This is a genomic window from Actinospica robiniae DSM 44927 (genome assembly GCF_000504285.1).
GTDB lineage: Bacteria > Actinomycetota > Actinomycetes > Streptomycetales > Catenulisporaceae > Actinospica > Actinospica robiniae.
Genome location: NZ_KI632511.1, coordinates 8,254,692 through 8,279,651 on the forward strand (window position 1 = coordinate 8,254,692; position 24,960 = coordinate 8,279,651).

17 protein-coding genes and 1 pseudogene are annotated in these 24,960 nt (G+C 71.0%); 15 read left to right on the plus strand and 3 right to left on the minus strand.

Annotated elements, in window-relative coordinates; genetic code table 11:
- Positions 1-82: 82 nt before the first annotated feature.
- Together ACTRO_RS35670 and ACTRO_RS35675 are read left to right on the plus strand one after the other, a co-directional pair.
- The gene (locus ACTRO_RS35670; protein WP_084316770.1) at positions 83-4,060 is read left to right on the plus strand and encodes a Pls/PosA family non-ribosomal peptide synthetase; all 3,978 of its coding nucleotides are present in this window, start codon (positions 83-85) and stop codon (positions 4,058-4,060) included.
- Between the two features lie 8 nt (positions 4,061-4,068).
- Positions 4,069-5,400, plus strand: coding sequence for a M1 family metallopeptidase (locus tag ACTRO_RS35675; RefSeq protein ID WP_034278241.1), 1,332 nt, complete (start codon positions 4,069-4,071; stop codon positions 5,398-5,400).
- Between the two features lie 34 nt (positions 5,401-5,434).
- On the opposite strand, the gene ACTRO_RS35680 is transcribed toward ACTRO_RS35675, so the two are convergent.
- Entirely contained in the window at positions 5,435-6,643 is a 1,209-nt protein-coding gene (locus tag ACTRO_RS35680) for a PucR-like N-terminal domain-containing protein (RefSeq protein WP_051451897.1), read from the minus strand.
- Positions 6,644-6,951: 308 nt separating this feature from the next.
- Here ACTRO_RS35680 and ACTRO_RS35685 point away from each other — a divergent pair, with 308 nt between their 5' ends.
- The 3 genes and pseudogenes from ACTRO_RS35685 to ACTRO_RS35695 all read left to right on the plus strand — a co-directional run bounded on the left by ACTRO_RS35685 (position 6,952) and on the right by ACTRO_RS35695 (position 10,175).
- Positions 6,952-7,911: an esterase/lipase family protein gene (locus ACTRO_RS35685; protein ID WP_034270330.1), complete on the plus strand. Its 960-nt coding sequence runs from the start codon at positions 6,952-6,954 to the stop codon at positions 7,909-7,911.
- A gap of 561 nt (positions 7,912-8,472) precedes the next feature.
- Positions 8,473-8,985 (plus strand): annotated as a pseudogene (locus tag ACTRO_RS48385) (phosphotransferase family protein); the annotation flags it as partial.
- Between the two features lie 173 nt (positions 8,986-9,158).
- On the plus strand, positions 9,159-10,175 hold the full coding sequence (locus ACTRO_RS35695) for a GNAT family N-acetyltransferase (RefSeq protein WP_051451898.1): 1,017 nt from the start codon (positions 9,159-9,161) through the stop codon (positions 10,173-10,175).
- Positions 10,176-10,203: 28 nt separating this feature from the next.
- Here the strand turns inward: ACTRO_RS35695 and panD are convergent, their stop codons facing one another.
- Complete coding sequence (gene panD, locus ACTRO_RS35700; protein ID WP_034270335.1) at positions 10,204-10,623, minus strand: aspartate 1-decarboxylase; 420 nt, start codon at positions 10,621-10,623, stop codon at positions 10,204-10,206.
- A gap of 257 nt (positions 10,624-10,880) precedes the next feature.
- Between panD and ACTRO_RS35705 the strand changes: the two genes are divergently transcribed.
- The 4 genes from ACTRO_RS35705 to ACTRO_RS35720 all read left to right on the plus strand — a co-directional run bounded on the left by ACTRO_RS35705 (position 10,881) and on the right by ACTRO_RS35720 (position 14,444).
- Positions 10,881-11,936, plus strand: a complete 1,056-nt coding sequence (locus ACTRO_RS35705; protein ID WP_034270338.1) for a LacI family DNA-binding transcriptional regulator — start codon at positions 10,881-10,883, stop codon at positions 11,934-11,936.
- A 102-nt stretch (positions 11,937-12,038) separates the two neighbouring features.
- Positions 12,039-12,491, plus strand: coding sequence for a carboxymuconolactone decarboxylase family protein (locus tag ACTRO_RS35710; RefSeq protein ID WP_034270340.1), 453 nt, complete (start codon positions 12,039-12,041; stop codon positions 12,489-12,491).
- A 216-nt stretch (positions 12,492-12,707) separates the two neighbouring features.
- A complete protein-coding gene (locus tag ACTRO_RS35715) occupies positions 12,708-13,190 on the plus strand; it encodes an SMI1/KNR4 family protein (protein ID WP_051451899.1) in 483 nt (160 codons plus the stop codon).
- Positions 13,191-13,268: 78 nt separating this feature from the next.
- Positions 13,269-14,444, plus strand: coding sequence for a YncE family protein (locus tag ACTRO_RS35720; protein ID WP_034270343.1), 1,176 nt, complete (start codon positions 13,269-13,271; stop codon positions 14,442-14,444).
- A 93-nt stretch (positions 14,445-14,537) separates the two neighbouring features.
- Here the strand turns inward: ACTRO_RS35720 and ACTRO_RS50020 are convergent, their stop codons facing one another.
- Positions 14,538-15,530 carry a LacI family DNA-binding transcriptional regulator gene (locus ACTRO_RS50020; RefSeq protein WP_245594591.1) on the minus strand — a complete coding sequence of 331 codons (993 nt, stop codon included), beginning with the start codon at positions 15,528-15,530 and terminating at the stop codon, positions 14,538-14,540.
- Between the two features lie 177 nt (positions 15,531-15,707).
- On the opposite strand from ACTRO_RS50020, the gene ACTRO_RS50025 reads away from it, so the two are divergent.
- From ACTRO_RS50025 to ACTRO_RS35750, 6 genes are all read left to right on the plus strand, one after another.
- Positions 15,708-16,112: a hypothetical protein gene (locus ACTRO_RS50025; RefSeq protein WP_169739772.1), complete on the plus strand. Its 405-nt coding sequence runs from the start codon at positions 15,708-15,710 to the stop codon at positions 16,110-16,112.
- Between the two features lie 208 nt (positions 16,113-16,320).
- Entirely contained in the window at positions 16,321-17,700 is a 1,380-nt protein-coding gene (locus ACTRO_RS35730; RefSeq protein WP_034270346.1) for a ricin-type beta-trefoil lectin domain protein, read from the plus strand.
- 2 nt (positions 17,701-17,702) lie between these two features.
- Complete coding sequence (locus ACTRO_RS35735; protein WP_051451900.1) at positions 17,703-19,889, plus strand: ricin-type beta-trefoil lectin domain protein; 2,187 nt, start codon at positions 17,703-17,705, stop codon at positions 19,887-19,889.
- Between the two features lie 111 nt (positions 19,890-20,000).
- Positions 20,001-20,690, plus strand: coding sequence for an alpha-ketoglutarate-dependent dioxygenase AlkB family protein (locus tag ACTRO_RS35740; RefSeq protein WP_051451901.1), 690 nt, complete (start codon positions 20,001-20,003; stop codon positions 20,688-20,690).
- Between the two features lie 24 nt (positions 20,691-20,714).
- A complete protein-coding gene (locus ACTRO_RS35745) occupies positions 20,715-21,350 on the plus strand; it encodes a DUF1707 SHOCT-like domain-containing protein (protein ID WP_034270348.1) in 636 nt (211 codons plus the stop codon).
- Positions 21,351-21,471: 121 nt separating this feature from the next.
- Complete coding sequence (locus ACTRO_RS35750; protein WP_084316773.1) at positions 21,472-24,435, plus strand: AfsR/SARP family transcriptional regulator; 2,964 nt, start codon at positions 21,472-21,474, stop codon at positions 24,433-24,435.
- Positions 24,436-24,960: the final 525 nt, after the last annotated feature.

Sequence of the window (24,960 nt, forward strand, 5' to 3'; positions counted from 1 at the left end):
ATGGTGACAAATCAGCTGATATGCCGCACCTCTGTTAGGCTGACTGGAGTCCGCTGTCTCCTCGAGGAAGCAGGCGCTCACGTTGCCGCCCCACCGCCTGCTGGCCGACACCGCCCGATACGGGTCCGTGGCCGCTGCGCCGACGCCGCGCACACTGATCGACGTGCTCGAGGACACCGCGGCCCGGCATCCGCTGGCTCCCGCGCTCGACGACGGCGCCAGCCGACTCGACTACGCCACCCTGCTCGCCGACGTCTCCGAACTCGCCGAGCGCTTCGGTGAGGCGGGCGTGGGCCGGGGCGACCGCGTCGGCATCCACATACCCTCAGGTACGGCCCAGCTCTACCTCGCCGTCCTGGGCGTGCTCGCGGCCGGCGCCTCCTATGTGCCGGTGGACGTGGACGATCCGCCGGAGCGGGCCGCACTGGTGTTCGGCGAGGCGAGTGTGCGCGCGGTGATCCGCGAGGGCCTGCGCATCGAGGTGACCGGCAGCGCGTCGCCACACCCTGCGACGGCCGCCGCCACGAGCGCCGCCACCGTGCCCTCGGCACGCCCCAGCGTCGAGGACGACGCCTGGATCATCTTCACCTCCGGCTCCACCGGCACCCCCAAGGGCGTCGCGGTGACCCACCGCGCCGCGGCCGCGTTCGTCGACGCCGAGGCCCGGCTGTTCCTGCGTCAGGCGCCGCTGGGCCCGGGGGACCGGGTGCTGGCCGGGCTGTCCGTGGCCTTCGACGCCTCCTGCGAGGAGATGTGGCTGGCCTGGCGGCACGGCGCCTGCCTGGTGCCCGCGCCGCGGTCGCTCGTGCGCAGCGGCGTGGACCTCGGGCCGTGGCTGCTCGAACGCGGCGTCACCGCCGTCTCCACCGTGCCCACCCTGGCCGCGCTCTGGCCGGCCGAGGCACTCGAGCAGGTCAGGCTGCTGATATTCGGCGGCGAGGCCTGCCCGCCCGAGCTGGCCGAGCGCCTGGCTGTGGACGGGCGCGAGGTGTGGAACACCTACGGCCCCACCGAGGCGACGGTCGTGGCCACCGCCGCCCTGCTCACCGGCGAGGGCCCGGTCCGGATCGGACTGCCGCTCGACGGCTGGGAGCTCGCCGTCATCGATGCCGCGGGAGTACCGGTCGCGCCCGGTGAATCCGGGGAGCTGGTCATAGCCGGCGTCGGCCTCGCCCGCTACCTCGACGCGGAGAAGGACGCCGCCAAGTACGCGCCGCTGCCCGCAGCCGGCTGGGATCGGGCCTACCGCAGCGGCGACCTCGTCCGCGCGGACCCCGAGGGCCTGGTCTTCCTCGGCCGTGCGGACGAGCAGGTCAAGCTCGGCGGCCGGCGAATCGAACTCGGCGAGATCGACGCCGCGTTGCAGGCGTTGCCGGGCGTGACGGCGGCGGCCGCGGCGGTCAAGGGCCCGACGGGTGGTCAGGTCCTCGTCGGCTACGTCGTCGTGCGCGAGGACGAAACCGCCGAGCCCTTCGATCCGGCTTCCGCGCGCGCACTGCTGGCCACGCGCCTGCCCGCCGCCCTCGTGCCGCGCATCGCCGTCGTCGAGCAGTTGCCGACGCGCACGTCGGGCAAGGTGGATCGCAATGCCCTGCCGTGGCCGCTGCCCGAGCCCGCGGCGTCGCCGACCGCCGCGGAGGACGAAGGCCCAGTTGAGCTGACGCCGGCCCAGGAGGAGCTCGCCGAGCATTGGACGAGCGTGCTCGGCGACCGCCCGCTCGGTCTCGGCGCGGACTTCTTCGACGCCGGCGGCGGCAGTCTGGCCGCGGCGCGCCTTGTCTCCGTGCTTCGGACCGCCCACCCGACCGTCACTGTGCGCGACGTCTACGACAACCCGGTCTTCGCCGATCTGGCCGACCGCCTCGCCGAACTGGCGCCCGCGTCCGGTGCGCCGGACGGTCTCGTCGGCGCCCACGGCGAGTCGGCCCTGCCGCGCCCAGTCCGCCCTGTGTTCCAGTGGGCCCAGGCCGTGGCGATGGTGCCTGTCTCGATCCTCGGCGCGGTGCGCTGGCTCACCGTCCTCGCCGCGGCCGGAAACGTCTTCAGCCCGCCGTGGGCGCCGCATGTGTCCTGGTGGGCCGTGCTCGTCGGGTTCCTGCTCTTCGTCACCCCGCCCGGCCGGCTGCTGCTCTCCGCACTCGGGGCCCGCCTGCTGCTGCGCGACCTGCTCCCGGGCCGCTACCCGCGCGGCGGCCGCGCGCACCTGCGGCTGTGGGCGGCCCAGGTCCTGGCCGAACGGCTCGGTGTCTTCAGCATCTCCAGCGGCCCCTGGCTCGTGCTCTACGCCCGTGCGCTCGGCGCCCGGATCGGCCGCGACGCCATCCTGCACTCGCCGCCGCCGATCACCGGGCACCTGAGGCTCGGCGAAGGCGCGGCGATCGAGCCCGAAGTCGACCTGACAGGCCATTGGGTGGACGGCGACGTGGTGCACGTCGGCGAGATCCGAGTCGGCGACGGCGCCTCGGCCGGCACCCGTTCCACTCTGCTGCCCGGCGCCCGCGTCGGCGCCCACGCCCGGATCGAGCCGGGATCCGCGGTCGACGGCGAGGTGCCCGCGGGCGAGCGGTGGGCCGGATCCCCGGCCGAGCCGGTCCGGCCCGGCAAGGGCGGCGGAAAGAACGCCGCGAAGCCGCAGGGTCCGCCGACCGCGCACGCCGCGTTCACCAGGCGATGGAACGCCGGTTACGGCGTCACCGCGGTATTGCTCGGACTGCTGCCGCTGGCCGCCGCCGTCCCGGCCCTGACCGTGCTGGCCGCGTTCCTCGGCGGCTCCAGCACGCTGTGGCAGGCCTTCGCTCAAGGCCTCGCCGGGCTCGCGCCGACCGTGATCGTCTTCTTCCTCACCTTCGCCCTGCTCGTGTTCGCCGGAGTACGGGCCCTGAGCGTCGGCATGCGGCCCGGCGACTTCCCACTGCACAGCCTCCCCGCTTGGCGCGTGTGGACGACGACGCAGCTCATGGCGATGTCGCGGATCTGGCTCTACCCGCTCTACGCCAGCATCGCCACACCGGTCTGGCTGCGGCTGCTCGGGATGAAGGTCGGGCGCGACGTGGAGGCCTCCACCGTGCTCGCCGTGCCCGCGATGACGAGCGTCGACCACGGCGCCTTCCTCGCCGACGACACCATGATCGCGCCCTACGAGCTGTCCGAGGGCATGCTCAGCGTCGGCGCGGTGCGGATCGGCAAGCGCGTCTTCGTCGGCAACTCCGGCATGGTGGGTCTCGGCCGCAAGCTGCCCAAGGGCAGCCTCGTCGGCGTGCTCTCGGCCGCGCCGACCAAGGCCAAGCGGGGCAAGTCCTACCTCGGCATGCCGCCGGAGCGGCTCCGCCGGGCGAGCCAGGACACGGACAGCTCGCTCACCTACAACCCGCCCGCGCGGCTCAAGGCGGCGCGCGCCGCGGTGGAGATCTGCCGTATCGTGCCCGCGATGATCTCGGCCGGCCTCGTCCTGTTCGCCGCGGCGCTCGTGGCGCAGACCGCCCGCAGCCTCGGCACCCCCGCAGCCGTGCTGCTGGCCGGTCCGATCGTGCTCGCCGCGGGCGCCCTCGGAGCCGCGCTCGCGGTAGCCGCCAAATGGGCGATCGTCGGACGGATCGCGGCCGAGGACAAGCCGCTGTGGAGTTCCTTCGTCTGGCGCAACGAGCTCGCCGACAACTTCATCGAGCTCATCGGCGCCCCCTGGTTCGCCGAAACCTGGCTTGGCACCGGAGTGCTCAACCTCTGGCTGCGCGCGCTCGGATCCCGGATCGGCCGCGGCGTCTGGTGCGAGACGTACTGGCTGCCCGAGGCCGACCTGATCGTGCTGGCCGACGGCGCGACGGTGAACCGCGGCTGCGTGGTCCAGACCCACCTGTTCCACGACCGCGTCATGAGCATGGACCTCGTCACCCTGCATGAAGGCGCCACCCTCGGCCCGCAGTGCGTGATCCTGCCGGCCGCTGCCATCGGCACCGGCGCAACCGTCGGCCCCGCTTCCCTCGTCATGCGCGGCGAGGCGGTGCCGCCCCGCACCCGCTGGACCGGCAACCCGATCGCCCCCTGGCACGAAAAGCCCGAGTGACCCGCACGATGCCCGAGCACGAACCGTACTTCCCCCGGCACGGCAACGACGGATACCGCGTCGGCCACTACGACCTGACGCTCGCCTACCGCGTCGGCACGAACCGGCTCGAGGCGACCGCCGTGCTGACCGCCACGGCCGAGGAGGGCGACGCCCTCGGCGCGTTCGAACTCGACTTCTCGAACGGGCTGCGCCCCGACCGGGTCAGCGTGGACGGCATGCGCGTGCGCCACACCCACCGCACGGGCAAGCTCCGCGTCACCCTGCCTGGCGACCGGCCGATCGCCGCCGGCGCCACCTTCCAGGTCGAGGTGCGCTACGCGGGGACGCCGCGGCTTGTCTCGAGCCCGTACGGCGGCCTCGGCTGGGAGCAGTTGACCGACGGCGTGCTCGTCGCGAGTCAGCCCGTCGGCGCCCCGTCCTGGTTCCCGTGCGACGACCGGCCCGACCGCAAGGCGACCTACCGCATCGCGGTCACAACGGCTTCGGCGTACCACGTCGTGGCCAACGGCATGCTCGAGGAGCGGATGCCGGGCGGATCGACCACGACCTGGGTCTACCGGCAGGAAGCGCCGATGTCGACGTACCTGGCCACTGTGCAGATCGGCCGGTACCGGGAGATCGAGCTGCCCGGAAGCGTCCCGCAGCAGCTGATCGCCCCGCCCCGGCTGGCTGCCCGGGCCGGCGCCGCGTTCGCCCGGCAGGCCCGGATGATCGACGTCTTCCAGCAGCGCTTCGGTCCCTACCCCTTCGCCGGGTACACCGCGCTCATCGCGGACGACGAACTCGAGATCCCGATCGAGGCGCAGGGCCTGTCCATCTTCGGCACGAATCACCTCGCTGAGGGCTGGGACAACGAACGGCTGGTCGCGCACGAACTGGCCCACCAGTGGTTCGGCAACAGCCTGACGGTCGTGGACTGGCGCGACATCTGGCTGCACGAGGGCTTCGCCGCGTACGCCGAGTGGATCTGGTCGGAGGCCAGCGGCCAGCGCACCGCCGACGAACACGCCCGCCGCTGGCACCGCCGCCTCGACCGCCTCCCGCAAGACCTCGTGCTCGTCGAACCCGGCGTCGGGCAGCTGTTCGACGACCGGGTCTACAAGCGCGGCGCCCTGACCTTGCACGCGCTGCGCCTGACCGTGGGCGACGAGGCGTTCTTCCGGATACTGCGAGAGTGGACCACCACGTACCGGCACGCCGGGGTGCGCACGAGCGACTTCGTGGGCTTGTTCGCCGGCCACTACTCCGGACTGACGACGCCGATCCTGAACCAGGGCTCTTTCTTCGAACGCTGGCTGGAGTGGCCGAGGCTGCCGCAGCTGCCGGTCGTGATCTGAGCCTTCGCGGGCTCTGCCGATCCGGGTGGGCGGCTCAGGCCGCGCGGGCGAAATCGGCGAGCATCCGGCGCCCGCGCAGCGCCACCTCGATTTCGAACCTCGACTCAGGGTTCGCCAACGCCGCACCCAGCAGCTCCTGCATCCGGTGCAGGCGGCTGCGCGCCGTCTGCGGATGGATCCCGAGCCGCGCGGCCACCTCCGGGGCGGTGCCGCGACTGGTGTCCAGCCAGGCGAGCAGTGTCGCCTCGAGCCGATCCCGCTGCTTCACGGTGAGCCCGCCCAGCGGGGCCAGCCGCCGCTCTCCGATCAGCCGCACCAGCGCCTCGTCGGTGAGCAGCAGCAGCGCCGGCAGGTGGGCGTCGCAGCGGATCGGTGCGTGCTCGAGGGCTGATTCAGGCAGCCGTTCCCGGGCCAGCCGGGCCCAGCGCAGCGAATCCCCGGCAGCCCGCAGCGGCACCGTCGGCCCGACCACCGCCCGCCGTTCCCGGAGGAACTGCGCGATCTCCGGCTTGCCGAGCCAGGCGTCCGGCTCCGGCAGCAGCAGGCAGGGGTTCGCCGACGTCAGATCCGCCAGCACCTCCTCCGGCAGACGCGCGAAGCCCGCCGCGTGCGGCCGCGGGTCCACCGCCTCGCGCCAGTCGGAACCCGGCCCGAGAGCCACGCCGGCGACCACTTCCGGCAGGGCCCAGTCCGCCTCCTCGGCCGCCGCCTCGAGCTGGTCCGGCGCCGCGCCGTCGAAAACGGCCGCCAGCAGCCGCCGTCGGCGTTGGTGGGCCTCGCCGATGTCGGCCTTCGCCTGCGCATAACCGAGCACCGACGCGGTGGCGATCTGGTCGACGTGGGTGAACACGGCCTCGGCGAGATCAACCATCTGATCCGGGCGCATCCCGACCCGCCGGGCCACCCGCGCGTACCGGCGCCAGGCCAGCCGTCCGCCGAGTCGGCAGGCCGACTGCAGCGCGTCCATGCTGCGCCCCTCGGCCAGCTCCGAACGGCCCAGCCGACGGTAGACCCAGGCCCGCTGGCTGGCCGGCGCCGCCTGCCCCTCCACCACGTCGGCGAACTCGGCCAGCGCCGTCTGCACCCCGAGCATCAGGCCACTGACGAAGAGCGAGTCCATCGGCCGGTCGTACTCCGGGATCAGGTTCCTGATCTCCCGGACGATCTCCAGGACCAGGCTCGGGTTCTCCCGGCGCAGGTCCCCGGCGAAGCCCCGGGGCCAGCCGATCCGCTGTGCGAACACCGGCTCCTCCCGGTCCGACCACGTTGTTACCGGTGAGTATCCGTCGATGTTACCGGCCGGTCAATACCGTGGGGTACACCCGGGCCCGGCGCGTGCTCCGCGCCCCGGACGTACGGCCGCGAAAGCGCTCAGCCTCATGACAGAGCTGTGACCGGCCCCGCCGCGATTCCTATCAACCGGCCGAAGTCTTCCGCCCCGGCCTGCGCGGATGCGTTGACGCTCGCGCCGCCGCGCTCCTACCGTCACGCCCCGAACGCGGCGTCGTGGTCCCGGGCGCCGCCGCGGACCCACGACTCAAGGGAGAGTCCATGCGGATCCACCTGACGACCTTCAAGCGTCGCGGCCTGGTGCTCGCCACCGCGCTCCTCGGCGCACTCGGCCTCGCCGCCATCGGCGCCGCCCCCGCGTCGGCCGCGAGCTACCCGGTGAACTACAGCTTCGCCACCGGCTTCGTGGCCGGTTTCCTGTTCCCGAACGACGCGCCGGCCGGCGCGAACAACTGGAGCTGCAAGCCCAGCAGCGCCCATCCGTACCCGGTAGTCCTGGTCCACGGCACGGTCGAGAACATGAACGACAACTGGGGCGGCGCCTCGCCCCTGTTGGCCGACAACGGATACTGCGTCTTCGCCTTCAACTACGGCGGCTCGTCCGCGAACGCCGACCTGCAGGGCACCGGCGACATCGCGGCGAGCGCCGGCCAGCTCGCCACCTTCGTCAGCAAGGTGCTCGCCGCTACCGGCGCGGCCAAGGTGGACATAGTCGGCCACTCGCAGGGCGGCATGATGCCCCGGTACTACATCAAGTTCCTCGGTGGCGCGGGCACCGTCGACAAGCTGGTCGCCCTCGCCCCGAGCAACAACGGCACGACGCTCGACGGCCTGACCCAGCTCGGCACACAACTGCAGATTCTCGAGCCCACCAACCAGTTCCTGACCACCGTGTGTACCTCATGCGTGGAGCAGGAAGTCGGTTCGTCCTTCCTGACGAACCTCAATGCCGGAGGCGAGACCGTCTCGTCGGTGACGTACACCGTGATCGAGAGCAGCGCCGACGAGGTGGTCACCCCGTACACCAACGCTTTCCTGCCCGCGGCTTCCAACGTCACGAACATCCTCGTGCAGAACCAGTGCATCCTCGACGGCAGCGACCACCTCGAGATCGCCTACGACCCGATCGCGCTGACCGACATGCTCAACGCGCTGGATCCGGCGCACAAGCGCTCCATCCCGTGCCAGATCGTGCTCCCGGTCACCGGCCCGGTGCTCTGACTGGAAGCTGATCAGGGTTCGTGGGGGACCCGCCCGGTCGGCGGTTCGCTCGGGAGAGCGAACCGCCGACGCTCGCCCGGACCGCTGTTTGAAGGCTCGATTATCCTCGAGTTCTTCTAGTGCGGCGAAATGCGGGAGGGCCGATGGCGGACGGGCGGATCGCGTGGGAAACGGCTCCCGAGTGCCTGCGGAACCGGATCGAGACGGTACTCGGAGGCGCGGTGACGCAGGGGTTTGACCCAGCCGGCGGCTCCTCGCCCGGGCTGGTCGCGCTGCTGCGCTCGGAGGCCGGCGCGGAGGTGTTCGTCAAGGCCGTCCCGGCGGATTGCGTCCCCGAAGCGTTCCTGCATCGGGACGAGGCCGTCGTCGCGGCGGCGCTTCCGCCCCGCGCCCCCGCGCCCCGGCTGCTCGGCGCGTTCGAGGACGAGGCCTGGGTCGGCCTGGTGTTCGAGGCCGTACGCGGTCGCCCACCGCAGCGGACATGGCCCGCGGCTGAGGTGGAGCGCATCCTAGGGCTGGTCGGCGAGCTCGCCGCGGCCGGAGCCCCGGCCCCCCGAACAGGTCCCGCCGCCCGAAACGCGCCGCCCGAGGCTCGGCGGCTGGGGCTGGTTCACCCAAGCCGAGGATCGTCCGCGCCGCCTCGCCGAGGTCTCGCCCTGGGCCGCGCGCAACCTCGAGGACCTGTGCGCCCTGGAACGGCACGGCCTACTCGCCGCCCAGGGCGAGAGCCTGGTCCATCACGATCTGCACACGGGCAACATACTGGTCGGCGAGCAGCAGGTGTGGGCGGTCGACTGGGCCTTCGCCACTCGCGGCAATCCTCTGATCGACCTGGTGACGCTGCTGTCGTCGATGGCCGCCGAGGGCGTGGAGGCGCAGCCCTACGGCGCCACGCATCCCCTGGCCGCACGGGCCGATTCCGACGACATCGATGGCCTGATAGCGGCGCACGCAGGGTTCTGTCTGGCGGCTTCGTTCCTCCCCTCCTCGCCCCGCCGTCAGCCGATCCTCGACCTCAAGCGCGAATTCGGCCTCGGCGCGCTGGGCTGGCTGGCCGCCCGCGTGGCGAGCTGAGGCCGAAGGCCGGTGCGGCGGGCGCAAATCGTGTTGACGCCGCCCTGTGCCCGATCTACGCTCTGCCCTCGTCCGTCCGATCATCACGACTCTCGACGAAAGGAGGCCCACGGTGTTCGCGTCACGTCCTGCCACGACCAAGATCGTGGAATCGCACCGCCTCGGAGGCATCCTTGAACTCGTGGACCACCACGTCCCGTCCGCTCACTGACACCGATCTCGACCTCGACGCCGCGCTCTCACTCGTCCAGCGCGACGCCGCCTGCCCGCTGACCCCGGCCGGCTACCGCAAGAAGCTCGACGCGGGGGAGTACCGGCGCGAATGGACCTGGCTCGCCGTCGACGACACGTCCGGCGAAGCCCTCGCCGTCGCGGTCTGGTGGGGCAGCCCTGACGAAGCCGCGCCCGCCTCGCTCGACGCCTTCTTCGTGCACGGATCCATCGGCACCGGCGCGCGCCGCGTCGCCCTCGCCGGCGAGCTCATCCGGACCGCCCACCAGCACTACGTCGCAGAGTACGGGCTCAGCACGATACAGATCCCTGATTACCACGTCTTCGTCCCCGGCGACTGGCGGGATCACCCCGACGTCGTCGAAGCGCTCGGCTGGCGCGTCGAAGCCGTGGCCCGGGCCGGACTGACCGACCTGCTCGAGCGGTTGCGCTACGAGTGGACCCCGGCCGACGGCCTGCCGCTCGACACCAGCCGGCTCACATTCCGGGCCGAGCCGGACGACGAGGTGTTCGTGGACTTGTTCGCGCGCGTGCTCGCCGGCTCGCTCGACACCACCTCGACCGCCGCAGCGGCCGTCGTGGGAGCGCAAGCACAAGCCCGCGAGGATGTCGTGGCGTGCCAGACGATGCTGGTCGGCGAACGCACCTGGTGGCGAGTCGCGCAGGACGCCTCCGGGGACGTCGTCGGATTCGCCGTCCCCTCGCGCAATCTGGCCTTCCCGGTCGTAGGCTACCTCGGCGTCCTCCCCGAATACCGCGGCCACGGCTACGGCGACGATATCCTGCGCGCGATCACGCGCATCCTGGTCGACGAAGTCGACGCCCAGACCATCCGCGCCGACACCGACCTGGTCAACCGCCCCATGGCCGCCGCGTTCGAGCGCGTCGGCTACCGCAACTTCGCCCGCAGGCTGGTCTACTCCGCGCCGAAGCGGGCCGAATCCGACCCGGCACAGTGACGATCGGGACGCCGGCCCAGCCCGTCACTCAGGCCGTGACGGCATGCGGCGAGCGCTGCGCCGGCGTCCCCACGACCGGCGCGGACAGGTCGGCGTCGAGATCGACGATGCGGTTACCGGCGTCCACGTGCACCACGCGCGGGGCGTAGCCACCCTCCTCGCCGTACGCCACCTGCAGGTAGCTGATCAATATCACCAGGTCACCGGGCTGCACCAGGTGCGCGGCGGCACCGTTGATCCCGATGACGCCGGACCCGCGCTCGCCCTCGATCACGTACGTCTCCAGGCGCGAGCCGTTCGTCACGTCCACGATCGCCACCAGCTCCCCGGGCAGCAGGTCCGCGGCGTCCATCAGGTCGCGATCGACCGTCACCGAGCCGACATAGTGCAGGTCGGCATGGGTGACGGTGGCACGGTGGATCTTGGACTTGAGCATCGTGCGGTACACGGAGCCTCCAGCTCTCGAATCCGGGTAGAGGGCACGCGAGCGCTCCCCTCTCGGTCCTTCCCACCCTAACGCACCCGCCGATTTCGTGATCGTGACGCCGAAAGCCCCGCAGCCTTGATCTGACCTCGTCTTTGCCTCGTCTTCGCCCCCTCCCGCCCGGCACCCGAAACAGTCTTCCGCCCCAGGATTACACTTTCTTTCCCCGCTTCCTTCACCTACCGCGTCACAGCCACCACCTGCGCGGCTACAATCCCTGCGTGGATGCCAAGCCGGTTCCGACCGCCTCGCCGACACTCGAACACGTCGCGCAAGTCGCCGGGGTGTCCCGAGCCACTGTCTCGCGGGTGATCAACAACGTACGCAACGTCGATCCGCAGCTGGCCGAGGCTGTGCGGGCGGCCGTCGAGCAGACCGGGTACGTGCCCAATCAGGCGGCGCGCTCGCTGGTCACCCGGCGGACGAACTCGGTCGCGCTGGTCGTCTCGGAGGGCGAGCACCGCAGCGTGCCGGTCTCCGACCCGTTCGTCGGCCGCATCTTCACCGACCCGTTCTTCGGCCGGATCGTCTCCGGGCTGTTCTCGGTGCTGCGCCCACGCGCGGTCAACCTGGTGCTGATGTTCGTGGAGACCGACGAGATGCGCCGGCAGCTGCTCGGCTACCTGCGCCAGGGCCACGTCGACGGCGTGCTGCTGGTCTCCTCGCACGAGCAGGACCCGCTGCCGCGGATGCTGACCGAGTCCGGCCTGCCCGCCGTGCTGTCCGAGCGGCCCTCCGGCGAGCTGCGGATCAGCTACGTCGACTCGCCGCAGCGGGCCGGCGCCGCCCTCGCCGCCGAGCACCTGGCCCGGCGCGGCTGCCGGCACGTCGCGACGATATCCGGCCCGCTGGACATGCCCGCCGGCCGAGACCGCCTCGACGGCTTCCGGGACGAGATGGCGAAGTACGGCTACGCCCACATCCCGGCGGTGGAGGGCTATTTCACGCAGGACAGCGGCAGCGCCGCGATGGCCCGGCTCCTGGACGAGTACCCGGAGATCGACGGCGTCTTCGCGGCCAACGACCTGATGGCCCTCGGCGCCGTCACGGTGCTGCACGAGCGCGGCCGGCGCATCCCCGAGGACACGGCCGTAGTCGGCTTCGACGACAGCCACGCCGCGCTGCTCTGCCGTCCGCCGCTGACCACCGTGCACCAGCCGGTGGAGAAGATGGCGGCCGAGATGGCCCGCCTGCTGCTCGACCGCATCGACCGTCCTGACCTGCCCGTGGCCACCGCGATCTTCGACCCCACTTTGGTCGTGCGCGCCTCGGCGTGACCCGCAGCGGCTGCCCGTCACACTTCTCCGGCGGCATCCGTCATAACCAGTGAGGGCCCGGATGAGCGGCCCGAGCGTGACGGAGCGACCGAGGAGAAGAAGATGCAGCCCCGAATGAAGAACCCCGCCATGATCCTGTCCGGCGCGATGCAGCCGATCCAGGAGGTCTTCAAGCAGACCAAGACCGCGGGCGTGCCCGAGGCCACGCTGGAACTGGTGCACTTGCGAGTGAGCCAGATCAACGGCTGCAGCGCGTGCGTCGACGCCGGTGTGAAGTCGGCCCGCAAAGCCGGCGAGACCGACGAACGGGTGGGCACTGTGGCCGCCTGGCGCGAGACTCCCTACTTCACCGACGCCGAGCGAGCCGCCCTCGCGCTCGCCGAGGCCGCTACCCGCCTCGCCGACCGCCCCGAGGCCGTCTCGGACGAGATCTGGGACGCCGCCGCCGCGCACTACGACGAGCGGCAGTTGGCCGGCATCGTGCTGATGATCGGCGTGACGAACCTCTTCAACCGCCTCAACGCGACCACCCGTCAGATCGCAGGCGCCTGGTAAGCCTGCCCGCGTTCTCCCTCGGCCCTGATTCCGCGCTTCACGGCGGCGTCAGGGCCGATTTTTGCGCACGACAATCGTCTTATGATCTCATCACTACTCCATTCTCCTGAATCATGTCGAAAATCCGTAACAGATGCGGATCGGTCGTTAGGCTGGCATCAGATGGGGCTCGGGGATTCATCCGAAACTGATGGGCGGCGTGAACGGAGGGGGCAGGTGGCGCAACGGATTTTCGCGGAAGAGCAGTACAGTATGTACGACTCTCCGCCTCTCGACCAGGAACTGATCCGTCGGGCGGAGAAGGCACTCGAGGTACGGCTGCCGCGCGCATATCTGAATGCACTCGGCGAGCGCAACGGCGGGATCCTTGCGCGGCAGAACTACCGGGCCGCGGTCGCAGTTGACGGTCGCGGGCTTCCTGCTGAGGACCAGTCTGGGCGCTTGATCGCCATCCTGGCACTGCTCGGCATCGGCGGGCGGTGGGGCGTCGACGTGATGTCGAGGTTCCTGGTCGAGGAGTGGGAATATCCGCCGGGCATCGTCATCTGCATGCTTCCGTCCGGCGGCCGGGACACGGTGATGCTCGACTATGCGGAATGTGGTCCACAGGGCGAACCATCCGTCGTCTATATCGGCGACGACCGTATTCCTCGGCGCATCGCCCCAGACTTTCAGGGTTTTCTAGACGGGCTCGTATGAGCGAGCCCGCTTATTGCCTCAACCGGCCTCGCCCGGCATGCATTGCAAATCAGAGGGCCACCACATCAGAGGACCACTATGGCCAATCCCATCAACATCCGCACGCGGCTTGCCGCCGCCTATCACCATGCCGCAAAGGTCGTGGCGGCAGCGCTCGCACTGACCGCTCTGGCGGCGGTTCCGAGCACCGCGCACGCAGACGACGCGCGCATGACGATCGTGCCGGCGGCTCGCACTCCGCCGCTGGCCCTGCCCGGCTTCGGCGCGATCGTCGCCGATGACGCGACGCGCAGCGTCTTCGTCAGTTCCGGCGGGGGCGGCGACGGCGTCGAAGAGGTCGGATACGGCGGCACGGTGCTCGGCCAACTCGGTCACGAACCGGGCGCCGACGGTCTGGCGCTGAGTGCCGACGGCAGGACGCTCTACGTGGCGCTTTCCAGAGCCGACGCGGTAGCCGCCATCGACACCGGCACGTTCACCGAGAAGGCACGCTTCCCGTTGCCGCCGCACAGGAGTTGCCCGACGAACCTCGCCCGCACCGGCCCGGACGTCTGGATCGGCTACGGCTGCGATCACGGTGCAGGCACCCCCGACAGTGGCGGCGTGGCCGTCCTCGCGACGGACACCGCAGCGCCGAAGGTGGCCCTGCCCAGGGAGATCTCCGCCCAGCAGCGCTCGGCCGCGGAGACGCACTACGCGGCCGCACCGCTCGTCGCAGCCTCTGGCGAAGCGCCGGGCACGCTCGTGGTGAGCGAGCCCTACGTCAACCCGACGACGGCCACCACGTACGCGACGTCGGCCGGCGCAGACCCGTCGCTCAATGTGGTGCGCACGACGAGTCTCGGCGGCAGCGAGCTGGCGGACCTCGCCGCGTCGCCGGACGGAGCAACCGCCTTCGCCGCGTTGGGATCGCAGACCACTGTCGACGCGCTCTCCACGGCCAGTCTCGCGGTCGCCGGTCAGTACGCCACGGGCCTCGGCCCCGACGCGGTCGCCGTGTCGCCCGACGGCACGGAGCTCGCCGCGACGGCGGCGATCCCCGGCTCGCACGTCTACGTCTGGCGGCTCGGCGACCCGGCCGGCGCCGCGAGCGGCAGCGGCCCCGCAGGCGACTACGGCAGACCCGAGTCCGGAGCCCCCGCGCCGCGTGGGCTGGCGTTCTCGGGAGACGGCAGACTGCTGTTCTTCGTCACCGAGCCGCCGTCGGGCCAGGGCGGACCGACGCTCACCGTGCTGGAGGTGGATCAGGACTGACACAAGGGAAGATCGAGTCTCGCCATGGTTCGGCCTGCCCGTCACTGGCGGACCCTTCCGGCGCGGGGAGCCGGTCCGTCCCTCCAGAGTCCGTCAGTGTGCCGGGCCGGTGCTCTCGCGGACGATCAGTTCCGTCGCCAGTTCGATGCTCAGCGCTTCGTGGGCGTGGCCCTCGAGCTGACGCATCAGCATCGTGACGGCGACGCGGCCCATCTCCTGCAGGGGCTGGCGCACCGTGGTCAGGCGCGGTGTCGTGGCGCGGCTGACGTCGATGTCGTCGAAGCCGGTGACGGACAGGTCGTCGGGCACGCGCAGGTTCCGGGCCGCGGCCGCTTCGAGGACGCCGACCGCGACCTTGTCGTTGAAGCAGACGATCGCGGTCGGTCTGGTCGGGGCGGGGAGGTCGAGCAGTTCGCCGCCGGCGGTGACGCCGGTGTGGGCGGCGGGCTCGCCGTGGCGCATCAGTGCCGGGTCGCCGAGGAGGCCCGCTTCCGACAGCGCGGCGAGGTGTCCGCCGACGCGGTCGTCGCGGGCGCGCCAGTAGGGCGGACCGGAAATTACGCCGATGCGTCGGTGGCCTAGACCTATCAGGTGGCGGGTCACGGCGCGGGCGCCGGAGAAGTGGGCGGCCGAGATCGACACCGTCTTGCGCGGGACCGTGATCCGCGGGTCCACGATGACGAACGGGTAGCTGCGCGCGGCCAGCGCTTCAAGATCCGTGCGTGATTCGGGCGGCAGTATCAGGACCGCGCCATGCGCGTCTTTGCGCGTGGGCAGACCGCGTACCGCGGTGGATCTCAGGGTCGCGTCACCCACGTCCAGAATCATCTCCTGCCCGTGCAGCGCGAGAGTCTCAGCCACCGAAGTCACGATGTGGCCGAAATAGTCCGTGAGCAGGTACGGACAGCGAACGAAGACCGGTGGGCGCGGGCCCTGGACGGGGGAGCGGCGGCGCGGTTCGGGGGCGCGGGCGCCGAGTCGCTCGACCACGTCCTGCACTTTGCGGCGGGTCGCCGCGGAGACGTTCTCGCGGTCGTTGAGCACGCGCGAGACGGTGGCCACCGACAGGCCCGCCGCGGCGGCCACGGCCCGTACCGTCACCCGGCCGTTGCCGGCGTCGGTATCGGCCCAGGTGCGGCCGTCCGCAACGTCGGAACCGGAAGTGTGGGGGCGGGTCCTGATGGGCTCGGAGACGACCCAGGTACCGCGGCCTCCGTCCGCGATATCTGTGTCAGGATCCTGACGACTCTTCCCGGCTTCGGCGTGAACGCGCTGGCGGCCGACCTCGACGCCAGGGTGCTGGCGGTCCTTCGCGATCTCGGGGTCAGGGCTCTGAAGATCCTTCGCAGCCTCGGGAACGGCCTGGTCGCGGCGGCCTGCAGCATCGGATTCAGGGTGAATCAAACTCCTGTCTCCGCTTTCGGCCCCCGCCCCGCCGCTGCCGTCGCCGCGCTCGCCGCCGTCCCCACCGCCCCCGATCGCGCCGGCGTCGCCCGCCCCGACGCCGCTCTCGATCACGCTTCCCCTACCGCCGTCGATCACGCCGCCACTGCCGTTCTCGATCACGCTGTCGATCACGTCGCCGCTTCCGTCGCTGGTCCCTCTGCCGGCTTCAGCGCCGGCCCCGTTCTCGATCTCGCTATCCGTGGTTCCGGTACCAAAACCTGAAACAGCCGTCTGTTTCATCTCTCCCCCATAACGATCTCAGGCGGTCAGAACAGGTCTGGACCAGAGTGGTTGACTCCATTCGACGGCATTGCTGCAATCAACGGCGCCGGTCGTTTCCGTCTTGTTTCAGAAGCGACGCAAGCAGTTTCTCACCCCGAAGGCGGGATTCCCACCCCGCCGCCATCCGCTCGTGTCGAGAGGATCGCCGATGCGCAGCAGCACCGCACCCACGCACAGAACCAGGGCGTTCGCCCTGGTCGCCGGAGCCGCCATGGTCTCCGGCGGACTCGGCCTGGCCACGGCCGGGACGGCGGACGCCGCGGCGTCCTTCCCGGCCCACTACGCCGCGCCCTACCTGCAGATCTCCACTTCGGACTCCGGTGACATGGCTTCGGACATGGCCGCCACGGGTCTGAAGTACTACACGCTCGCCTTTCTGATCCCGCAGTCCGGCTGCACGCCGGAATGGGAGGACGGCGGCTACGGCGTCGGACAGTTCAACTCGCAGATCAGTTCGCTGCAGGCGGCCGGCGGCAACGTCATCGTCTCGTTCGGCGGCGCGGACGGCGGTGAGTTGGCGCAGACCTGTACCAGCGTCTCGTCGCTTACGGCCGCGTATCTCAACGTGGTCAACACCACCGGCGCCACCCGGCTCGACTTCGACATCGAAGGCGGCGTGCTCTCCGACACCGCCTCGACGGCCCGTCGCGACCAGGCGCTGGCCGCGCTGCAGGCCGAGGACCCGGCGGTTCAGGTCGACTTCACCCTGGCGGTCGCGCCGAACGGGCTGCCGACCGGAACCGGCTCCGAGTACGCGCTGCTGCAGGACGCCAAGTCCAAGGGCGTGAAGGTCTCCGTCGTCAACCTCATGACGATGGACTTCGGCAACGGGCAGAACGCCCTGAACGACGCCGAGTCGGCGGCCACCGCGTCCGCGAGCCAGCTCGCGAGCCTCTACGGCATCTCCACCTCCGCCGCGTACAACATGATGGGGCTCACCCCGATCGCCGGTCAGAACGACGACAACGAGAACTTCACCACCGCGAACGCCTCCACGCTGGAGAGCTTCGCGGCGAACAACGGAGTCGGCGAGCTCTCCTTCTGGGAGGTCGACGGCTACGACAAGGGCACCGGGTACCAGTACTCGTCGATCTTCAACAAGATCACCGGGGGCACGACCACCGGCGGCGGTGGCGGTGGCGGTACGACGACCACCGGGACCGTCACCGGATACCAGGGCCTGTGCTTGGACGACCGGTCCGCGAGCACGGCGGATTACAACCCGATCCAGGTCTACACCTGTAACGGCACGACCGCGCAGCAGTGGACGGTCACCTCGAGCAACACGCTGCAGGTGCTGGGCAAGTGCCTGGACGTGGATGCGGCCGGCACGGCCAACGGGACGCTCGTCGACCTCTACGACTGCAACGGCACCGCGGCCCAGACCTGGGTGCACCAGTCGAACGGCGAGCTGCTGAACCCGAACTCGGGCAAGTGCCTCGACGACACCGGCTACGGCGGCTCGGGCACGCAGGTCCAGATCTGGGCCTGCGCCGACACCTCCAACCAGCAGTGGAACATCCCGTGACGATGACCTCGATCGGATTCAGGGGCCTGACGCGGCGTTCCACCGCGCTGCTGACCACGATCGGACTGGCCTTCGCACTCAGCGTGGCGGTCGCCCACCAGGCGCACGCCGCGGCGACCGGGACGATCACCGGCTATCAGGGTCTGTGCCTGGACGACCGGTCCGCGAGCACGGCGGATTACAACCCGATCCAGGTCTACACCTGTAACGGCACGACCGCGCAGCAGTGGACGGTCACCTCGAGCAACACGCTGCAGGTGCTGGGCAAGTGCCTGGACGTGGATGCGGCCGGCACGGCGAACGGGACGCTCGTCGACCTCTACGACTGCAACGGCACGGCCGCGCAGACGTGGGTGCCGCAGACGAACGGCGAGCTGCTGAACCCGAACTCGGGCAAGTGCCTCGACGACACCGGCTACGGCGGCTCGGGCACGCAGGTCCAGATCTGGGCCTGCGGCGATACCTCCAACCAGCAGTGGACGGTGCCGAGCGGCACCACCACCGGCGGCGGCGGCGGTACCGGCACCACGCCGGCCCTCGGGTCGAACGTGTACGTGTTCACGCCTTCGATGTCCACCTCGACGATCCAGGCCGACATCAACGCCGTGTACTCCACGCAGCAGTCGAACCAGTTCGGCACCCAGCGCTACACGCTGGCGTTCGAGCCCGGCACCTACAACGTGACGGTGCCGGTCGGCTTCTACACCGAGGTCATCGGCCTCGGCCAGAACCCGAGCCAGACCGTGATCACCGGCGGGATCTACGCCGACGCGGCCTGGTCCGGCGGGAACGCGACCACGAACTTCTGGCGCGACGTGGAGAACATCACCGACGACCCGTCCTCCGGCACGATGGAGTGGGCCGTCTCCCAGGCGGACCCGATGCGCCGGGTGCAGATCAACGGCAACTTGACGCTGGACGACTACACCTCGGGCAACAGCTCGAGCAACTGGTCCTCGGGCGGCTACATCAGCGACTCGGTGATCACCGGCAAGGTGACCTCCGGCACCCAGCAGCAGTTCCTGATGCGCAACGACAAGATGGGCAGCTGGACCGGGTCGAACTGGAACATGGTGTTCGTCGGTGACACCGGCGCGCCGTCGCAGAGCTTCCCGAGTCCGCCGGACACGACGGTCGGCACGACGCCGACGGTCGACGAGAAGCCTTACCTCTACATCGACGGCTCGGGCAACTGGGACGTGTTCGTGCCCTCCAACCGCACGAACTCCCAGGGCGCCAGCTGGTCCGGCGGCAACACCGCGGGCACCTCGCTGCCGATCAGCGACTTCTACATCGCCACTCCGAGCAGCACGGTGAGCCAGATCAACGCGGCGCTCGCGGCGGGGCAGGACCTGCTGTTCACCCCGGGCGTCTACCAGATCAACGGCACCATCAACGTGACGAACCCTGACACGGTGGTGCTCGGCCTGGGCATTGCGACGCTGGTGTCCAACGGCGGCAACACGATCCTGTCCACCGCCGACGTCAACGGGATCCGGATCGCGGGTCTGCTCTTCGACGCCGGCACCACCAACAGCTCCACGCTGATCCAGATCGGCCCGAGCGGTTCGAGCGCGAGCCACGCGAGCGACCCGACCGTGCTCTCGGACGTCTTCGCCCGGATCGGCGGCGCGACCGTCGGCAAGGCCACGCAGACGCTGGTGGTCAACAGCGCGAACGTGGTGGGTGACGACCTGTGGCTGTGGCGGGCCGACCACGGCAACGGCGGCACGGTCGGCTGGAGCACGAACACCGCGGCCAACGGCCTCGTCGTGAACGGCGCGAACGTGACCATGTACGGGCTCGCGGTCGAGCACTACCAGGCCGTGCAGGTCCAGTGGAACGGCAACGGCGGCTCTGACTACTTCTTCCAGAGCGAGATGCCGTACGACCCGCCCAACCAGTCCTCCTGGATGGACGGTTCCTCGGACGGCTACCCGTCGATCAACGTGGCGAACTCGGTTACGTCGTTCAACGCGTACGGCTTGGGCAGCTATTGCTACTTCAGCACGAACTCGAGCGTGGTGAGCGCCAACGCCTTCACCTCGCCGACGAGCTCGGGCGTGCAGTGGCACGACATGGTCACCGTCTCCTTGGGCGGCACCGGCACCATCTCGCATATCGTCGACAACAACGGGTCGACGGTGAACTCGAGCAGCACTGTGGCGTACCTGACCTCGTACAACTAAAGATCAGGCGCACCGCGCCGCAAGAACAGCAAGAACAGCAGCAACTGCACCGGCCGGGCCGGGCGCGCCGCACTCGGGCGCGCCCGGCCCGGGCCGTTTTACGATGGAACCGTGATCCCGTTCCCCGAGCTTCCGGACCGCGGCACGCGGGTGGAGATCGCTCCGGGTGCGGTGCATCTGCCGGGCTGGCTCACGCTCGAGCAGCAGCGGGAGCTGGTCGCGGCGGGTCGGGAGTGGGCACGCGGACCGGTGCCGATGCGGCACACGAAGCTGGCCACGGGCGGGGTGATGTCCGTGCAGACGGTGTGCCTCGGCTGGCACTGGCAGCCCTACCGCTATTCCCGTACCGCGGACGACGTCAACGGTGCGCGGGTGGCCGAGCTGCCGGGCTGGCTGGCCGACCTGGGGCGGCGTGCGGTCGCCGAGGCCTATGACGATCCGGCCGCGGCGGCGGCCTACGCGCCGGACACCACACTGATCAACTACTACGACCGGGACGCCAAGCTCGGGATGCACCAGGACCGGGAGGAGCGCTGCGCGGCGCCGGTCGTCTCGCTGAGCATCGGCGACCGCTGCGTCTTCCGCCTCGGCAACACGACCAGCCGCAACCGCCCTTGGCGGGACGTCGAGCTGGCCTCGGGAGACGCCTTCGTCTTCGGCGGGCCGTCCCGCTTCGCCTACCACGCGGTGCCCAGGCTCTACCCGGGAACCGGCGATCCGGCGACCGGTCTGGGCTCGGGCCGGCTGAACCTGACTTTGCGTCAGACCGGGCTCGAGTCCGACGAACCTGGTCCCGGCTGACCCGGACCGCATACGCTACCTCCCATGACAGACGACAGGCTGCCCCAGCGGCCGGAGTTGAGGGTCTCGCACGCGGATCGGGACCGGGTGGCCGAGCAGCTGCAGATCGCGGCGGGCGACGGCCGGCTGACCATGGACGAGCTCGACGAACGGCTGGAACGGGCGCTCAACGCGCGCACCGGCAGCGAGCTCGAGGTCCTGGTGCGGGACCTGCCGACGGCCCCGGGCGCGGTCGGATCGGCTCCGGCCGAGGTGAAGGATCTGGTGAGCATCGACGTCACCAGCGGCAGCGCGCAGCGCCAGGGGCGCTGGGTGGTGCCTCGGGCGATGAACCTGAAGGCGCGCAGCGGCAACATCAAGATCGACCTGACCGAGGCGATCATCGCGCACCCCTTGCTCAAGATCCAGGCGGACGTGCGCAGCGGCAACATCACCATCGTGACCCGGCCGGGCATCGAAGTCCTGATGGACGAGGTGTCGGTGCGCAGCGGCAACACGAAGGTGCGGGTGCCGCGGAGCCCGACGCCGGCGGCGACGTATCTGCGGGTGGAAGTCTCCGGCTCGGTGGGCAGCGGGAACATCACCGCCCGTCCGCCGCTGCGCGGCTTCATGGACTGGCTGCGCAGGCGGCCGGTCCGGTACCCGGCGCTGCCGCGCTGACGTGTCGCCGCCGCGTGCGCCGCCTGGTGGGGCGGGCGCACCGGCGGCCCCGTCCCCGCCCGTGGGCCCCGGGCGGCGGACGCGTGCGCAACACAGGACACTGTGACGCTAGGGGTCTGCCATGCCTGAGACAGTGGAGTATGGACTGCTGGGGCCGGTGATCGTCCGCTGCGACGGATCGCCGACGAACCTGTCGCCGCGGCAACGCGAGCTGTTGGCGGCACTGTTGCTCTCGGCCGGCCGGGTGGTGAGCGTGGAGCAGCTGCTGGTCACGCTCTGGGGCGCGACGCCGCCGCCGACCGCCCGGGCCAGCCTGCACAACCAGGTCAAGCGGCTGCGCACGGTGCTCGACGCCGGGCGCGCCCCGGCCGACCGGCGGCTGCTGACCGAGCCGGGCGGGTATCTGCTGCGGCTGGGGGCGGACGGGTTCGACGTGGCGCGGGCGGAGGCGCTGCTGGACGCCGCCCGCGTCGCCGCGCGCGCGGGAGACTGGTCGGAGACCGGCGAGCTGGCCGCGGACGCGCTCGAGCTGTGGCGCGGGGAGCCGCTGGCGGACCTCGGTTCGGACGCGCTGGCCCGGGAGGCGCCGCGGCTGTCCGAGCTGCGGCTGCAGGTGTGGGAGGTGCGGCTGGAGGCGCAGATGCAGCTGGGCCGCAACGCCGAGGTCATCAGTGAGCTGAGGCAGTTGGCGCAGGAGCACCCGATGCGCGAGCAGCTGCACGGCCTGCTGATGCTCGCGCTCTACCGCTGCGGCCGACGCGGCGAGGCGCTGGCGGTGTACCGGGAAGCGCGGCACGTGCTGGTCACCGAGCTCGGCAGCGAGCCGACCCCGGGACTGCGCCGACTGCACCGGCAGATCCTCTCCGACGAGGCCGCGGCGCCCGAGCCCGCGCCGTCGGCCGTGCCGCGGCAGCTGCCGCCACCGGTGGCCGGATTCGTCGGCCGGGACGGCGAACTGGCCCGGCTGACCGCGCATCTCGACCGCGCCGCGAACGACGCCGCCACCGTGCTGATCTCGGCCATCGGCGGCACGGCCGGGGTGGGCAAGACCGCGTTGGCGATCCGCTGGGCGCACGCCGCGGCGCCGCGGTTCCCGGACGGCCAGCTGTATGTCAACCTTCGTGGATACGACCCGCAGGACCCGGTGCACGCGGACGACGCGTTGGCCGGATTCCTCGTCTCGCTCGGCGTTCCGGCGCCACGCATACCGGCCGGCAGCAACGAGCGGATAGCGGCGTATCGCAGCCTTCTGGCGGACCGCAGAGTACTGATCGTGCTGGACAACGCTCGGTGGCTGGAGCAGGTCAGGCCCCTGCTTCCCGGAGCGCCGGGTTGCGCGGTCGTGGTCACCAGCCGGGAAGCGCTCGGCGGCCTGGTCGCCCGCGACGGGGCCGTCCGCCTCGACCTGGACGTCCTGCCTCCGCACGAGGCGGTGGCGTTACTCAGGGAGCTGATCGGCGAGCGCGCGGTACGCGACGAGTCGGCCGCGCGGATGCTGGCCGAATTGTGCTGCGGACTGCCGCTGGCTCTGCGCATCGCGGCCGAGCTCGCCGCCCTCCGTCCGGGCGTCCCGCTGAACGAGATCGCCGCGGACCTGGCCGATTCCCGTGACCGGCTCGATGCTTTCGACGCCGGCGGGGATGAGGCGAGCGCCATCCGGGCCGTGTTCTCCTGGTCCTATCGCACTCTCGAGCCCGAGGTCGCCCGCGCGTTCCGACTCAGTGCCCTGCATCCCGGCCCGGACTTCGACGCGTACGCGGTGGCCGCGCTTCTCGGCATCGACCTGGCCGCGGCTCGGCGGCTGCTCGACCGGCTCGCCCGGGCGTACCTGGTGCAGAGCGCCGGCGCCGGCCGCTACGCGATGCACGACCTGTTGCGCGCCTACGCACGGGAACTGGCCGTGGCCGGCGAATCCGAGCCCGACCGGCACGCGGCCTTGACCGGTTTGTTCGACCTCTACCTGTATACGGCCGCGAAGGCGATCGACGCGCTGTTCCCGGCCGAGTCCTCGCGCCGTCCGGCCGTCGCCGCGCCGCCCGGACCGGCGCCACACGTCGAGGAACCGCTCGCGGCCCGGGCCTGGCTCGACGCGGAACGCGCCAATCTGGTCGCGATGGCCCTGCACACCGCGCATTCCGGGTGGCCGGCGTACACCACGCGCTTATCAGAGGTCATCTACCGCTATCTCGACAGCGAGGGCCACTTCCCCGAGGGCATGCTCGTACACACACAGGCCCGCCGTGCCGCCGTGCTCATCGCGGACGTCTCGGCGGAGGCGGCCGCGCTGCGCAACCTCGCCAGCGTCGACTTCCGCCAGGGCCGGTTCGCCTCGGCCGCGGACCTGCTGAACCTGGCCCTGTCGCTGTTCGCGGCGGCCGGCGACACCCGCGGCCAGACCCACGCCGTGCACAATCTCGGCCTGGTCGAACGGCATCAGGGCCGGTTCGAGGAGGCGGTCGGGCACCTGCGGCAGGCGCTCGCGCTCAATCGCTCCCACGGCGACACGCTCGGGGTGGCCAGGACCCTGGTGAACCTGGCGGTGGCCGAGCGCAGCCTCGGCCACTTCGGCCCGGCGGCGGAGCACTTGACCGAAGCCCTCGGCCTGTACCGGGATCTGCGCGAGCGGCTGGGCCCGGACGACCTGCTCTCCGTGGCCGGCGAGGCGGACGCGCTGACCAACCTGGGCGTTCTCGACCTGCGCCGCGGCCAGGCCGTGGCGGCGGCCGACCGGCACCGCCAGGCGATCGCGCTCTACCGCTCGGTGGGGGACCAGCGCGGACTGGTGGAGGCGATGGTCAACCTGGGCGCCGCCGAGCGGCATCAGGGTCTTTATGCAGCCGCGGAAAGGCAGCTGGAACAGGCAGTCGACCTGTGCCGGCGGCTCGGGGACCGCTACTGCGAGGCGGACGCCCACGCCAACCTGGGCGTCGTCCACCTGCGCGACGGCCGGCATCCGCAGGCCGCCCGCGAACTGCAGCTCGCCCTCGCGTTGTACCGGGATCTCGGTGACCAAGCGGGCCTGGCCCAAGCGCTCGAAAGCCTGGGCCAAGCCCGGGCGGCCGTCCCCCACGGACGTTCCGGATGACCTGGCACCTTTCCCCGCCGCGGTGCGACGGACCTATCCGGATGCCGCGGCCCGGTCCGGGGACGCGAAGGTCTCCGACGCCGGCGCGAATGCCGCGGCCACCGTGCCAGAAGTACGAGCATTGTTCTGCCGTGTACCTGCGGGCGCGGTTCTCATAGTTAAGCTCGCATACCGTGCTAACGACCGGCTAACGGCCCACGCACCCCGGTAGACCCGCGCCCAACTGGCAGTCCATCCACCCCCGCCGGCTACGGCCGCCGATTCCTCCCGACCTCCCACCCGACTTACGCGCGGGGTCCGGGGTGTCCCCGGCGTGGGGGTTCGGGGGCCGTGCCCCCGAATAGCACAGGGAACCGTGCGCTCGTATGTAGGCCCCGGCGAACATAGCGAAGCGGAGGAGCCGGGGCCGAGGTACCAGCGCGTCCAGGTTCCGGAACCGTCGCTCGCCCCTTGACATCCCGGTAACCGCGCCGTAAACAATTCCCTGATTGGAGAGCGCTCTCCCACTCGCGCCGCTGATCCATC